Origin of the sequence: Autumnicola musiva (assembly GCF_031846585.1) — a bacterium.
GTDB classification, from domain to species: Bacteria; Bacteroidota; Bacteroidia; order Flavobacteriales; family Flavobacteriaceae; genus Autumnicola; species Autumnicola musiva.
The window spans coordinates 1-12,580 of sequence record NZ_JAVRHK010000020.1 but is presented as its reverse complement, the minus strand read 5'-3'; the positions used below and the strand labels follow the sequence as shown (position 1 = coordinate 12,580).

General features: G+C 37.3%; 13 protein-coding genes and 1 tRNA gene. 9 read left to right on the top strand and 5 right to left on the bottom strand.

All coding sequences use genetic code 11. The features are described 5' to 3' along the window. Complete coding sequence (locus RM539_RS17410) at positions 1-705, bottom strand: NUDIX hydrolase (RefSeq protein ID WP_311504698.1); 705 nt, start codon at positions 703-705, stop codon at positions 1-3. A 121-nt stretch (positions 706-826) separates the two neighbouring features. On the opposite strand from RM539_RS17410, the gene galK reads away from it, so the two are divergent. Genes galK through RM539_RS17395 form a run of 3 tightly spaced genes read left to right on the top strand, consistent with a single transcriptional unit; the run spans position 827 to position 4,059 of the window. Continuing rightward, the gene (gene galK / locus RM539_RS17405; RefSeq protein WP_311504697.1) at positions 827-1,963 is read left to right on the top strand and encodes a galactokinase; all 1,137 of its coding nucleotides are present in this window, start codon (positions 827-829) and stop codon (positions 1,961-1,963) included. A 22-nt stretch (positions 1,964-1,985) separates the two neighbouring features. After that, positions 1,986-3,026, top strand: coding sequence for a UDP-glucose--hexose-1-phosphate uridylyltransferase (locus RM539_RS17400; RefSeq protein WP_311504696.1), 1,041 nt, complete (start codon positions 1,986-1,988; stop codon positions 3,024-3,026). A gap of 4 nt (positions 3,027-3,030) precedes the next feature. Then, positions 3,031-4,059 carry a LacI family DNA-binding transcriptional regulator gene (locus RM539_RS17395; protein ID WP_311504695.1) on the top strand — a complete coding sequence of 343 codons (1,029 nt, stop codon included), beginning with the start codon at positions 3,031-3,033 and terminating at the stop codon, positions 4,057-4,059. A 16-nt stretch (positions 4,060-4,075) separates the two neighbouring features. Here the strand turns inward: RM539_RS17395 and RM539_RS17390 are convergent, their stop codons facing one another. Beyond that, positions 4,076-4,537 (bottom strand): DUF4442 domain-containing protein, encoded by a 462-nt coding sequence (locus RM539_RS17390; protein WP_311504694.1) that lies wholly within the window; start codon positions 4,535-4,537, stop codon positions 4,076-4,078. Positions 4,538-4,733: 196 nt separating this feature from the next. Between RM539_RS17390 and RM539_RS17385 the strand changes: the two genes are divergently transcribed. The 4 genes from RM539_RS17385 to RM539_RS17370 all read left to right on the top strand — a co-directional run bounded on the left by RM539_RS17385 (position 4,734) and on the right by RM539_RS17370 (position 7,634). Then, positions 4,734-5,240: a DUF4870 domain-containing protein gene (locus RM539_RS17385; protein ID WP_311504693.1), complete on the top strand. Its 507-nt coding sequence runs from the start codon at positions 4,734-4,736 to the stop codon at positions 5,238-5,240. 87 nt (positions 5,241-5,327) lie between these two features. Next, complete coding sequence (locus RM539_RS17380) at positions 5,328-5,672, top strand: PadR family transcriptional regulator (protein WP_311504692.1); 345 nt, start codon at positions 5,328-5,330, stop codon at positions 5,670-5,672. Then, positions 5,665-7,443, top strand: a complete 1,779-nt coding sequence (locus tag RM539_RS17375) for a PspC domain-containing protein (RefSeq protein WP_311504691.1) — start codon at positions 5,665-5,667, stop codon at positions 7,441-7,443. The genes RM539_RS17380 and RM539_RS17375 overlap by 8 nt, the downstream gene beginning before the upstream one ends. Before the next feature lie 2 nt (positions 7,444-7,445). After that, positions 7,446-7,634 carry a hypothetical protein gene (locus RM539_RS17370; protein WP_311504690.1) on the top strand — a complete coding sequence of 63 codons (189 nt, stop codon included), beginning with the start codon at positions 7,446-7,448 and terminating at the stop codon, positions 7,632-7,634. A gap of 21 nt (positions 7,635-7,655) precedes the next feature. Here RM539_RS17370 and RM539_RS17365 read toward each other — a convergent pair whose 3' ends face one another. The 3 genes from RM539_RS17365 to namA all read right to left on the bottom strand — a co-directional run bounded on the left by RM539_RS17365 (position 7,656) and on the right by namA (position 10,592). Beyond that, positions 7,656-8,669 (bottom strand): M28 family metallopeptidase, encoded by a 1,014-nt coding sequence (locus RM539_RS17365; RefSeq protein ID WP_311504689.1) that lies wholly within the window; start codon positions 8,667-8,669, stop codon positions 7,656-7,658. A 93-nt stretch (positions 8,670-8,762) separates the two neighbouring features. Further along, positions 8,763-9,470 (bottom strand): SGNH/GDSL hydrolase family protein, encoded by a 708-nt coding sequence (locus RM539_RS17360; RefSeq protein WP_311504688.1) that lies wholly within the window; start codon positions 9,468-9,470, stop codon positions 8,763-8,765. 51 nt (positions 9,471-9,521) lie between these two features. Continuing rightward, positions 9,522-10,592 carry an NADPH dehydrogenase NamA gene (gene namA, locus RM539_RS17355; protein WP_311504687.1) on the bottom strand — a complete coding sequence of 357 codons (1,071 nt, stop codon included), beginning with the start codon at positions 10,590-10,592 and terminating at the stop codon, positions 9,522-9,524. A 208-nt stretch (positions 10,593-10,800) separates the two neighbouring features. Between namA and RM539_RS17350 the strand changes: the two genes are divergently transcribed. Both RM539_RS17350 and RM539_RS17345 read left to right on the top strand, forming a co-directional pair. Next, a tRNA-Ser gene (locus tag RM539_RS17350) sits at positions 10,801-10,885 on the top strand. Between the two features lie 243 nt (positions 10,886-11,128). After that, positions 11,129-12,370, top strand: coding sequence for a site-specific integrase (locus tag RM539_RS17345; protein WP_311504686.1), 1,242 nt, complete (start codon positions 11,129-11,131; stop codon positions 12,368-12,370). The last annotated feature ends 210 nt before the right edge of the window (positions 12,371-12,580 follow it).

Here is a 12,580-nt window from a genome sequence, read left to right as displayed (position 1 = left end):
CTAAGCAATCTCAAAATTATAACCTGATTCCAATAATTTCTGATAATTCTTATCATCGAATTTATATAAAAACGCACCCCTTTTTGAGCTGGATTTATCCTTTTCATCAAGTTTTATCAACACATTTAGAGAGAGCAGTTTTTTTCTGAAATTTCGAGAATCCAGGTCCCGCTGGTAAATTGCCTCGTAAAGCTGTTGTAACTGAGGGATGGTAAATTTTTCCGGCAAAAGTTCAAAACCAATGGGTTGATACCTCGCCTTTTGCTTTAAACGCTTCAATGCATCTGCCACCATCTGGTTATGATCCAGAACCAAATCCGGAATTTCATCAATATTAAACCAATGGGCACCATGTTTTTCCACCAGCTCCTCATCATATTCATTTATACGGATTAAAGCATATTGAGCTATTGAGAGGCACCTGAAGCCCGGATCCCGGTCTGCTTTACCGTAAGCTTTTAATTGCTCCATAAACACATTCTCCAGTCCGGTGATTTCTTTAAGAACCCGCTTTGCTGCTTCAGACACATCTTCATCCAAACGAACAAAGCTTCCAATTAGGGACCATTCCCCCTTTAACGGCTCAACCCTTCTTCTAAAAAGCAATAGTTTGATCCTCCCTCCTTCAAATCCAAAAATAATACAGTCTGCAGCCGCGTAAAGTTTATCCTTTACGTGGTATAAATCAGATATAATTTCAGTCATTTATTAAGATTATCTCTTATTTTTTTCTAAAGATATAGAAATAATTCAAAATTAGAATGAGCGTATTTTTTACAATTATTACCTTTGAGTATAATTTATATATTCAGATAAAGAAAGCTACATGACCCTTTCAAAAATTTTTAACGATTTTCAGACAGAAGTAAAAGTATCTTCACCAGGCCGTATCAACCTCATTGGAGAACATACCGATTACAATAATGGCTTTGTAATGCCCACTGCCATTGATAAAAAAATTTTCTTCGAATTTAAAAGAAATGTTTCAACCGATAATTGCAGGATTTATAGCAAAACTTTTGACAGCTATTTTGAATTCTCCCTCGCTGAAATTTCAAAACAGAAGGATTCCTGGAAAAATTACCTGCTTGGTGTGATTGAAGAAATTCAAAAAATGGACAAAAAGCTGGGCGGTTTCGATTGTATTGTAAAAAGCGAATTACCTATTGGAGCGGGGATAAGTTCTTCTGCAGCCCTTGAATGCGGTTTTGCAGGCGGTTTAAACAAGCTCTTTACTTTAAATTTATCAAAACAGGAAATTGTTGAGCTTTCGCAACGGGCTGAAAATAATTTTGTAGGTTCCAATTGTGGAATTATGGATCAGTTTGCTTCTGTAATGAGCAAAAAAGATCATATTATACTGTTGGATTGTAGAAATCTGGAAACGGAATTTATTCCGGCCGATTTTAAAGACTGTAAACTATTGTTACTGAATACCAACGTTTCCCACAGTCTTGCCGACAGTGAATACAATACCCGAAGGGCGGAATGTGAAGGGGCCGTAAAAAAAATTAAGCAAAAATATGCTGAAGTTTCTAGCCTGAGAGAAGTGAGTTTTGAGATGCTGGAAGAATTTAAAGATCAGCTCACAGAAAAAACCTACCAGCGATGCCTTTATGTTTTAAATGAAAATGAAAGGGTTCAAAAAGCTTCCGAAGCGATGAAAAACGGGGAACTGAAGAAATTTGGCGAGCTTATGTACCAGTCGCACAAAGGGCTTCAGCATCATTATGAAGTAAGTTGCCCGGAACTGGATTTTATGGTAGATTTTTCTGAAGATAAAGATTTTATTTACGGCTCCCGTATGATGGGCGGCGGCTTTGGCGGCTGTACCATCAATCTTATTGAAGCTAACAAAATTGATGATTATGTAAAGGAAATTTCTAAAGCTTACGCTGAAAAATTTAATATTAATATGGATGTAATTTCTGTTTCTCCAAGTGAAGGAACTGTTATAGAATAAATCATTCTGAAAAATGCTGAAAATGAGCAACGCACTAAATAATAATCCACACAGAAGATATAATATATTAACCGGAGAATGGATCCTGGTTTCTCCCCACCGCACAAAACGGCCCTGGCAGGGGAAAACAGAGAAAAATTTAACTGAAAGAAGACCGGAATATGATGAATCCTGCTATCTCTGCCCAGGGAACACCCGCGCCAGCGGAGAAACCAATCCACAATATACCGAGCCACATACTTTTGTAAATGATTTTTCGGCTTTACTTCCTGACACTCCTGAGGAAGAAGTTAATAACGGTTTATTAAAGGCTGAATCTGAAAAGGGAATTTGTAAAGTAGTATGTTTTTCACCCAACCACTCTCTTACACTTCCACTTATGGAAGTTGAAGACATCACCAAAGTGGTAAAAATGTGGAAAAAAGAATTCCGGGAACTGGGGAGCAGTGACGACATTAATTATGTTCAAATCTTTGAAAACAAGGGTGCTATTATGGGGTGCAGCAATCCGCACCCGCACGGGCAAATCTGGTCCCAGTCTTCTATCCCGACCGAAATTCAGAAAAAATCCCGTCATTTTAAAAAATACTGGGAGAAAAACAAACGTAGTCTTCTTAGCGATTATTTAACACAGGAGCTGGAATTAAAAGAACGTATTCTATCTGAAAATGAGTATTTTGTTGCTTTAGTGCCTTATTGGGCGGTATGGCCATATGAGGCAATGATCATTCCGCGTGAGCAACATCAAAATATAAACCAGCTAAGCCAGGAGGAAGAAAAAGCTTTTGCTGAAATAATTAAAGCATTGACCATTATGTATGATAATCTTTTTGAAACTTCTTTCCCCTATTCCTCCGGAATTCATCAGGCTCCAACAGATGGCGGCGAATATCCGGAATGGCATTTTCACATGTCTTTTTATCCACCCTTGCTAAGATCGGCTACCGTTAAGAAGTTTATGGTGGGCTACGAAATGTTTGCAGGGCCGCAAAGGGATATTACTGCAGAAATGGCGGCGGAAACTTTACAACAACTCCCGAAGCAGCATTACACCAAAACATGAGACTATGGAGCAAAAAGTGACTTTAAAAGAATTGGCAAGGCTGTTGAATTTATCCGTTTCCACGGTTTCAAAGGCATTAAATGACAGCTCTGAAATTAGTGCTCAAACCAGAAGCCGCGTCAAACAACTTGCTCTTTTAAATAATTACGTTCCCAATGGAATGGCGCAAAGTTTAAAGAATAACAAAACAAAAACCATTGGGGTAGTAATACCTAATATCCTTCCCTCCTTTTTTACAAAAGCGCTTCATGGCATTGAATCTACTGCAGCTAAAGCAGGATATAAGATTATTATCTGTATTTCCAATGAATCTACAGAAAAAGAGGAAGAAAGTCTCAGAACCTTTCTTAGTGGCCGGGTAGATGGCATTATTCTTTCCCTGGCCAAAGAAACCCAGCAAACTAAGAAACTGGATCATTTAAAACGCATTATAGACTACGGAATTCCCTTAGTGTTTTTTGACAGAATTTCAGATGAACTTTCCTGTGACAGCATTTCTATAGACGATAAAAAAATAGCAGAAAAAGCAACTGATGAAATGCACCAAACCGGCTGCAGAAATATTATCTACTTATCTACAATCTTTGATACCAGTGTAGACCTGCAAAGACAGAATGGATATACCATTTCCCAGGCGAAGCGAAGAGCTGAACCTTATATTCTTCATATTAAGGATTATGCTGTTTTTCAGGAACGATTGTTGCCGGTTATTTCTGAAAAATGTGTTGATGGAATATTGGCTGCCGATGAACTTTCGGCCATTCTAACAATGCGTACAGCTATAAAAAATGGCTATAAAATACCGGAAGATATTTCGGTAATTGGATTTACCAATGGTTTTATGGGAGAGCATTTTCTTCCTTCTCTGAGCACGGTGAACCAACATGCCGAAGAACAGGGGAAAATGGCCGTGGAAACGCTTATTTCGAGATTAAAAGATGAAAATACCGATCCCGTAAAGCATGTTTTGGATACGGCTATCATCCACAGGGAATCAACCAGAACACCTGTTTCTTTTTTGAAGAACGTTTAAAAAAGAAACAGGTGTTCTAAATTCTGCTTTTCACCTTCACCGTCCACTCAAATTGAAAACCGGAAACTTCCACCCCATCTTCGTTATACCCCATACTCGTCATCCAAAAGGTTTGGCCTTCGCCGGTTTCTAATGTCTTACCTATAGCGGCATTGACCTTTTCACCATCTTCACACAAAAAAGTAATTTTGCCGGTTGCTTTTTTAGAAAATGAAGATTTATTCTGGGCCACCAGCATCGATATTTTGCGGTTTTCCTTCTGAATTTTTGCCATTACCAAAGCTCCGGTACTCAGCTCTGCTGCCATTGCCTGCACCGCAAAATACATTGATTTAAAAGGATTCTGATTAATCCAGCGATGTTTTACTCTTACCGTACATTTATCTTCTTCTATTTCTTTAACCCGAACCCCGCAAAGCCATGCGCTAGGTAACTTCAGCATTAAAAAGGTATTGAGTTTGGCAGGTGTAAATTTCATGTAGCTGTTTTAAATTTTTAAAAGTAGCTAAAATAATCTAACCGGAATGTTTGCTATCTCCCGTTGGTTTAAAACTCAAATGGTTCTGGTTCTACAAAATAAAATATTAAAAACTTAAATAAAAGTTAAATTATAGTACTATGTTTTGCAAAATACCTTCTTTTAAACATATATTTGTATAAGAAATTAATATGTTATGAACTCACAGGTATTAGATCAGGATAAATCGCTGGCCACCCTCATCCATCTATCGGTATTTTCCAAATACTTAATCCCCTTTGGAAATTTCCTTTTCCCTCTTATGCTATGGCTTCTAAAAAAACAGGATCCATTTGTGGATAGCCATGGAAAAAATGCCGTTAATTTCCAGATAAGTATTTTCCTTTACACAATTTTACTCGGTGTATTGGGAATTGCCATCCTGATATTGTTTGGAGTAAGCTTAAGCTTTGACACATTATATGTCTATAATGACCATATCCGAATGGACAATTTTCAGGAATTTATTCCGCTAATTGTTATTTCCGGGATTTTTGGAACATTAATTCTAAGCCTTATTATACTGGAAATCTACGCGGTGATAAGCGCCAGCTTAAAAGCAAGTGAAGGTGAATTTTATAAATATCCGCTTTGTATCAGTTTTATTTCAACAGAAATCCAAACCGGAAATGTCAAAACCATAGATAAAAATTCCAGACTATAATTCATTTAACAAGATTCAGAAGAAACATCACTCTAATCATCATCAATCAAAAAATGGACAGTTTAACAACATTCAAAATCAGACGTTATGAAGATTGAAAACACCAAGGCACAAATGCGTAAAGGTGTGCTGGAATACTGCATTCTTTCTGTCCTGCGGGATGAGGACGCTTATGTGGCTGAAATCCTCGAAACCTTAAAAGATGCCAAATTGCTGGTAGTAGAAGGCACTATTTACCCTTTACTTACAAGGCTTAAAAATGCAGGACTTCTATCTTATCGTTGGGAAGAATCCAGTAGTGGCCCACCCCGTAAATACTACGGCCTTACAGAGACCGGAAGAATATTTCTAAAAGAACTTACCAGTACCTGGGACGAACTGCAAACAGCCGTAACCATTGTAACCACTCAAAAAAATAAAAATCATGAATAAAACAGTCAATATAAACCTTGCCGGCGTATTTTTTCATATAGATGAAGATGCATACGCCAAACTGCAACATTATTTGGAAGCTATAAAACGCTCTTTAACTAACACGAAAGGTAGCGAAGAAATTATAGCAGATATTGAAGCCCGTATTGCTGAATTATTCACTGAGAAAATAAAGGATAAACGGCAGGTAGTAAGTTTAAAAGAAGTAGAAGAAGTAATCGTTATTATGGGCCAGCCTGAAGATTATATGGTAGATGAAGAAATCTTTGAAGATGAACCGGCTTATGAAGGAACCACGCATAAAACCAGTGGCAGAAAATTATTCCGGGATACCCGGCATTCTTATGTGGGGGGCGTATCTTCAGGTTTGGAACATTATCTTGAAATAGATGCCGTATGGATAAGGCTTTTATGGATACTGCTCACCTTCCTTACCAGCGGAGCCTTCATATTAATCTATATTGCTTTATGGATCTTTGTTCCCGAAGCTAAAACCACTGCAGACTTCCTGGCCATGCAGGGAGAAGAAGTCACCATCAGTAATATTGAAAAAAAAATCCGTGAAGGTTTTGACAATGTTTCCGGCAGGGTTAAAGATGTAGATTATCAAAAATACAGTCAGAGAGCCCGATCGGGAGCAAGTTCCGCCGGTTCAGCAATTGGTAATATTATAAAAGTATTGCTTAATGTTTTTGTGAAATTTATTGGGATATTACTTATTCTAATTGCAGGAGCAATATTAATTGGTCTCTTTATTGGCCTATTTACAGTGGGAATATTTGGCATTATTGAAACCCCATGGATAGATTATGTAGAAATGGCAGTTAGTGGCGGACCATTTTGGTTAATTTCGATATTAACATTTTTCTTTACGGCAATTCCTTTTTTCTTCCTGTTTATCCTGGGCTTGAAAATTCTTGTTCCAAATTTAAAGTCTATCGGAACAACCGCAAAATACGTGCTGCTTGGACTTTGGATAATCTCCCTTATAGGACTTGGTATAATTGGAATTCAACAAGCCACATATCGTGCTTTTGACGGGGAAACTGTGATTACCCAATCCCTAAATCTAAGTCCCCAGGATACGCTTTATGTCACCATGGAAAATGCAAATAATTTTTCCAGCAGTTTTTATCGCGGTGGTGATTTCAAAATTAGGCATGATGAAAATGGTAGAAAAATGCTTTTTTCCGATCGTGTTTGGCTAACATTTAAATCTACAAGAGATTCATTGGCCAGTGCAGAAATTGTAAAAAAAGCTGAAGGAAGCGATTTTGAAGATGCTAACCGAAGAGCTCAAAGTATCAATTATGAGTTGAACCTTCAGGGGAAAGAACTTCGGCTGGACAGTTATCTTACTTCAGACATGGAAAATAAATTCAGAGATCAGGAGGTGGAAATTACACTTTATGTACCCGAAGGCACCACTATGCACGTTGATGCCAGCGCGAGTGCCTATGTTAGCAGGTATGGAAGTGATAATATATTTAAAAGGGCAGACGAGGAAAGATATCTTCATGTAATTGATGGTGGAACTATTTGTAATAGTTGTCCTGTTGATGAAAGTGATTTTAAAAGTGAAACAAATAATGAAGAATGGGAGAATAATGATGAATGGAATGAAGAAGGTGATTACAATGCCAGGGTAAATATAAATAATGATGGCGTGGATATTCAGATTGAGAAAAACCGAAATAAAGATTCCGGTAATCAGCAATCCGTTAACAAAGAAGCTTTTGACACTACTACAACAACAGATACCATCCAATAGTTATGAGCACTCTCATCAATCTTATAATCAGTTTTTTACTCTCCTTAATTATGGAAGCACCTGCTGAGCATTCACAGCAAATTTCTTCGGAAAAAGGAAAAGTGTCTACTGTAGCTTTTAATTGGCAAAATAAAGACACCTGTTCTGCTGAAAAACCGGACAATTTTAAGGTTCATGATAAAGTTCCATAAAAAAGAGGTTGCCAGAAAAATTTACTCGGTGTCTTCTTCAGCTTTATCTACGATAAGGCGCTGGTCACGATTGGCAATTTCCCATGCGGTAAGAAAAACCAGTTTTGCACGTTTTGCCAATGCTTCGTAATTAATCTTATCCGGCGTATCTGTGATTTTGTGATAATCTTCATGTACCCCATTAAAGTAGAAAATAATTGGGATATTATGTTTTGCAAAGTTGTAGTGGTCACTTCTGTAATAAAAACGATTTGGATCATTTTCATCGTTATAAGTATAATCCAGGTCCAGGTTCATGTATTTTTCATTTACCTGTTCGCTCAACTCGTGCAATTCTGTACTCAGTTTATCGCTCCCGATAAGATAAATATAATTATCATTTCCGGCATGCTCAGGATCTATTCTACCAATCATATCTATATTTAGATCGGCTACGGTATTTTCAAGCGGAAATATTGGATTTTCAGTATAATATTTTGATCCTACGAGACCTTTTTCTTCTCCGGTTACATTTAGAAAAAGAATGGAACGCTTTGGAGTATAGCCATCTTTTTTTGCCTTAGTGAAAGCTTCAGCAATTTCAAGAATTCCAACAGTTCCGGAACCATCATCATCGGCCCCATTAAAAACATTGCCTTCGTCATCCATTCCCACGTGATCATAATGAGAGGAAATCACCACAATTTCTTCAGGTTTTTCACTGCCTTTAAAATAAGCAACCATATTTTCAGAATCTTTTATATCTCCACGAAAAAAACTTGCCGGTACTTCCTGAAAATAATCATCATTTCCCTGGGCAGCAGGTATATTTAGATTTTGATATTCATTTTTAAGATATTCCGCCGCTTTTTTCTGTCCCGGCTCTCCCGTGTCACGACCTTCAAATTCATCGCTGGCGAAAGTGTAAAGATGCTCTTTTAATTCACTTGTAGTAATGGTATTTGCATACTCCATGGGATCTGCATTTTCCACATCTTTATGAGCACCGCAGCTAAAAAGATTAGCCAAAAGTGCAAGCAAAAGTAGTTTCTTCATATAAAATTAGATATTTTGTTTTAAGGTGCAGCAAGATAGCAGTTTTATGCCTATTTTCTGCCAAATTAGAATGAAAATGGTCTCCTGCAATTTTTAATTCTCCTTCAGAGTTTTTTTAATAGCTGCTTTCACCAAAGGTTCCATAACATTGTAACCGGCAGAAGTTGGATGCACCCCATCTTCGGAATATTCAGCTTTCATACCTTCTTTTTCATTTTTCATTGCTGAAAAATAATCCAGATACGTATGACCATTTTCCCGGGAATACTTTTCAATCCATGTATTAATTTTGGCAATTTTATCTATCGGTTCCAATCCCGGCCGCCACGGGTAATCATAAACCGGCAAAATGGAACTAAGAATAACTTCTATTCCATTGGCCCCGGCAAGTTGTGCCATAGCTTTAATATTATCAGTGATCATTTTTACTGAAGAAAAACCGGTATTACCGGCAATGTCGTTGGTACCGGCAAGAATTACCACCGCCTTCGGCTTAAGATCAATTACATCTGGGGTAAAACGTATGAGCATTTGCGGAGTGGTTTGCCCGCTTATTCCCCTTCCTGCATAATCATTTTCAGAAAAAAATTCGGGATGCATATTTACCCAACCTTCGGTAATTGAATTTCCCATAAACACAACCTTGGGATAATTGCCATTTTTCACAACCTCTTCATTATCAGAACGATATTTTTTAAGATTTGACCAATCCTGACTCATAAGTTCCTTATATTCTTTTTGAGCAAAAAGTGTAAAACAGGTTAAGAGAAGGAACAAAGTAAAAAGTTTCTGTTTTTTCATAAAAATTAAATTTGATCTAATATGGTGAATATTAACATGTTTAAAACTAGGCTATTTTCCGGGTTTTGCACGTTCATATTGAGGAGGCCAGGGAATTTCAGATCCTAAAGTTGCGGCAGCTTTGAGAGGAAAATAAGGTTCACGTAAAAACTCACGTGCCATAAAAATAAGATCAGCCTGCTTTTTGAAAAGAATTTCCTCAGCTTCTTCAGTAGTAGTAATTAATCCTACTGCACCAGTAGCTATATTGGCTTCAGATTTTATCTTTTCAGCAAACTGTACCTGATAACCTTTAGCAACAGGAATTTTGGCATCTGGAATCAAGCCACCGGAAGAACAATCAATAAGGTCCACACCTTTTTGCTTAAGAATTCTTGAAAGTTCTACCGATTCTTCCACATTCCAGCCTCCCTCAACCCAGCCGGTCACAGAAATACGTACAAAAAGAGGCAGATTCCCGGGCCATTCTTCTTTTACAGCTTCAACTACTTCCAAAAGCAACCTCGTCCTGTTCTTAAACCCGCCTCCATAATTGTCATTTCTTTTGTTGCTTAGCGGAGAAAGGAACTGATGCAGCAGGTAACCATGGGCAGCATGAATTTCAACGACCTGAAAACCTGCTTTCACAGCACGGGCAGCTGCCGATTTAAAATCGTTTACTACCTTTTTCAAACCTTCTTCATCCAACTCCTGTGGAGATGGGTTCTCTTCTGAAAAGGGAATTTCACTGGGAGCAAAAGTTTCCCATCCCTCAGAATTCACATCAAGAAGAGCACCACCTTCCCATGGCCGGGCAGTGCTAGCTTTGCGACCTGCGTGTGCCAGCTGTGTACCAATAACCACTCCCTGAGACGTTGCAAAATCCACTATTTCTTTTAGTTTAATAATATGTTCTTCTTTCCAAATCCCCAGATCGTAAGGAGTAATTCTTCCTTCCGGAGAAACGGCAATAGCTTCAGTAAAAACCAATCCTGCGCCGCCTACTGCACGGCTGCCCAGATGTACCATATGCCAGTTATTGGCAAACCCATCTTCACTGCTATACATACACATTGGAGATACAGTAAGGCGGTTTTTAAATTCAACATCTTTAATTTGAAAAGGTGAAAAAATTCCTGACATTTAATTATAGTTTTTATGTGCACCCTAAGATAGCTGAAAATAAAGCTCAACTGGAAACCTTCCTTATAGATAAAAGGAATCCTAATATAGCCGAAACAGGATTTTATATTGTAAAATATTCATTTCCAGATTGGAATAAAAAAAGGTTTAAAAAAAATGAATAAAACTTTTTTGAAATGAAAAAGCATTCTATATTTGCATCCGCTAAGGAGAAATGGCAGAGTGGTCGAATGCGGCAGTCTTGAAAACTGTTGAGGGTCACACCTCCGGGGGTTCGAATCCCTCTTTCTCCGCTTGTTTCCAATCAAATGGAACCAAAAAGCCCGAAAACTCACGGTTTCCGGGCTTTTTTCTTTTTTAAGATATCAAATAAAACCATTTGAAATCATTCTATTCGGTTACAAATTCGGTTACACTTGAACAGCTACTTTTTAGTGTAACCAAAGTAAGAATAATCCTAATAACAAAAACTTAACTATTTATATATTAGTTGTTTATATTGTATCTTGGAGCAGTCGAATCAATACTTTCAAGATATGAAAACTTCATTCTCACACATCTTTTATTTAAGAAAAAGCACAACTAAAACGGATATGGGTACAATCTACCTTAGAATAACCGTGAATGGTAAGCGTGCAGTTACAACAACTAATAGAGAAATTCCTCTTTCAATTTGGAATGTGAATGCTGGAAAAGCATTGGGAACTTCATCTCAGGCAAAACTTATTAATAGATTCCTCACTAAAATGGAAAATGATATTTATACTGCCCATCAAAAGCTAATTGATAGAGGTGAATCATTTTCGGCAAAAGATATTATTAATGTCTTTTTAGGTAAGGATAAAGAAAATGAAAACCAGGTAAAAATGCTTCTTGAAATATTTCAGGAACATAATGACCGTGTGAACCGGCTTATAGGTAAAGATTTTGCCGCTGGTACTGCCGAAAGATATCGAACTGCAAAAAAGCATGTTGAGGAATATATTAAAAAGGAGTTTAAAGCTTTCGATATTCCCGTAAAAGATGTAAACCACAAATTTATTTCAGGATTCGAGTACTATTTAAAAACGGAAAGAAATTGTGCCCACAATTCAGCCATAAAATACATTACCAATTTCAAGAAGATCATAAGAATTGCCCATGTAAATGAATGGATGACCAAAGATCCGTTCCTAAACTGGAAAGGGAAATTAAAAGTTGTGGACCGGGAATTTCTAACAAAAGAGGAACTGCAGGTTATGATTGGAAAAGAGATAAATAATCAAAGATTATGTCTTGTAAAGGATATTTTTCTCTTCTGCTGTTTTACTGGACTTTCGTATGCTGATGTAGAGAAACTTTCAGCAAAAGAGGTAGTAACAGGGTTTGATGGAAACCAATGGATAAAAACAAAAAGGACCAAGACAAAAACACGCAGCAGTGTTCCTCTACTTCCAACTGCAGAAGCTATACTCGAAAAATATTCAACGCATCCAGAGGTAAATGAGGAGAGATTATTGCCGGTTTTAAGCAATCAAAAGACAAACGCATATCTTAAAGAGATTGCAGATATTTGTGGTATCAATAAAAATCTAACGTTTCATCTGGCCAGGCATACTTTTGCCACAACGGTAACTTTGTCTAATGGTGTGCCAATTGAGAGTGTGAGTAAGATGCTTGGCCATAAAAATCTTCAAACTACTCAGCATTATGCAAAAATTTTAGATAGAAAAGTTAGTGATGATATGGCGGCACTAAGAAACAGATTAGGTTCAGACTTTATGACTGGAGATATTTAAAACCTGATCTATTTGTAAGTAACAAGGAGTAAAAAGATATTAAACTACATCTGCGGGAATGGATTCAAAATTTTAGGGAATTGCGGTGATGCTCATAATCGCCTTCTAAAAATAAAATTCTGAGAAGGAAAGAAAAGATAGATTTGGACGCTCAAATGGAAGTAATGAGAGCGATTAGAGTCCTTGAGGTAAGCGTTTTTTATTTTAATG

Bases quoted from the DNA above. Each gene is read 5' to 3' on its own strand.
- RM539_RS17410 (WP_311504698.1), bottom strand. From the start codon at position 705: ATGACTGAAATTATATCTGATTTATACCACGTAAAGGATAAACTTTAC.
- galK (WP_311504697.1), top strand. From the start codon at position 827: ATGACCCTTTCAAAAATTTTTAACGATTTTCAGACAGAAGTAAAAGTA.
- RM539_RS17400 (WP_311504696.1), top strand. From the start codon at position 1,986: ATGAGCAACGCACTAAATAATAATCCACACAGAAGATATAATATATTA.
- RM539_RS17395 (WP_311504695.1), top strand. From the start codon at position 3,031: ATGGAGCAAAAAGTGACTTTAAAAGAATTGGCAAGGCTGTTGAATTTA.
- RM539_RS17390 (WP_311504694.1), bottom strand. From the start codon at position 4,537: ATGAAATTTACACCTGCCAAACTCAATACCTTTTTAATGCTGAAGTTA.
- RM539_RS17385 (WP_311504693.1), top strand. From the start codon at position 4,734: ATGAACTCACAGGTATTAGATCAGGATAAATCGCTGGCCACCCTCATC.
- RM539_RS17380 (WP_311504692.1), top strand. From the start codon at position 5,328: ATGAAGATTGAAAACACCAAGGCACAAATGCGTAAAGGTGTGCTGGAA.
- RM539_RS17375 (WP_311504691.1), top strand. From the start codon at position 5,665: ATGAATAAAACAGTCAATATAAACCTTGCCGGCGTATTTTTTCATATA.
- RM539_RS17370 (WP_311504690.1), top strand. From the start codon at position 7,446: ATGAGCACTCTCATCAATCTTATAATCAGTTTTTTACTCTCCTTAATT.
- RM539_RS17365 (WP_311504689.1), bottom strand. From the start codon at position 8,669: ATGAAGAAACTACTTTTGCTTGCACTTTTGGCTAATCTTTTTAGCTGC.
- RM539_RS17360 (WP_311504688.1), bottom strand. From the start codon at position 9,470: ATGAAAAAACAGAAACTTTTTACTTTGTTCCTTCTCTTAACCTGTTTT.
- namA (WP_311504687.1), bottom strand. From the start codon at position 10,592: ATGTCAGGAATTTTTTCACCTTTTCAAATTAAAGATGTTGAATTTAAA.
- RM539_RS17345 (WP_311504686.1), top strand. From the start codon at position 11,129: ATGAAAACTTCATTCTCACACATCTTTTATTTAAGAAAAAGCACAACT.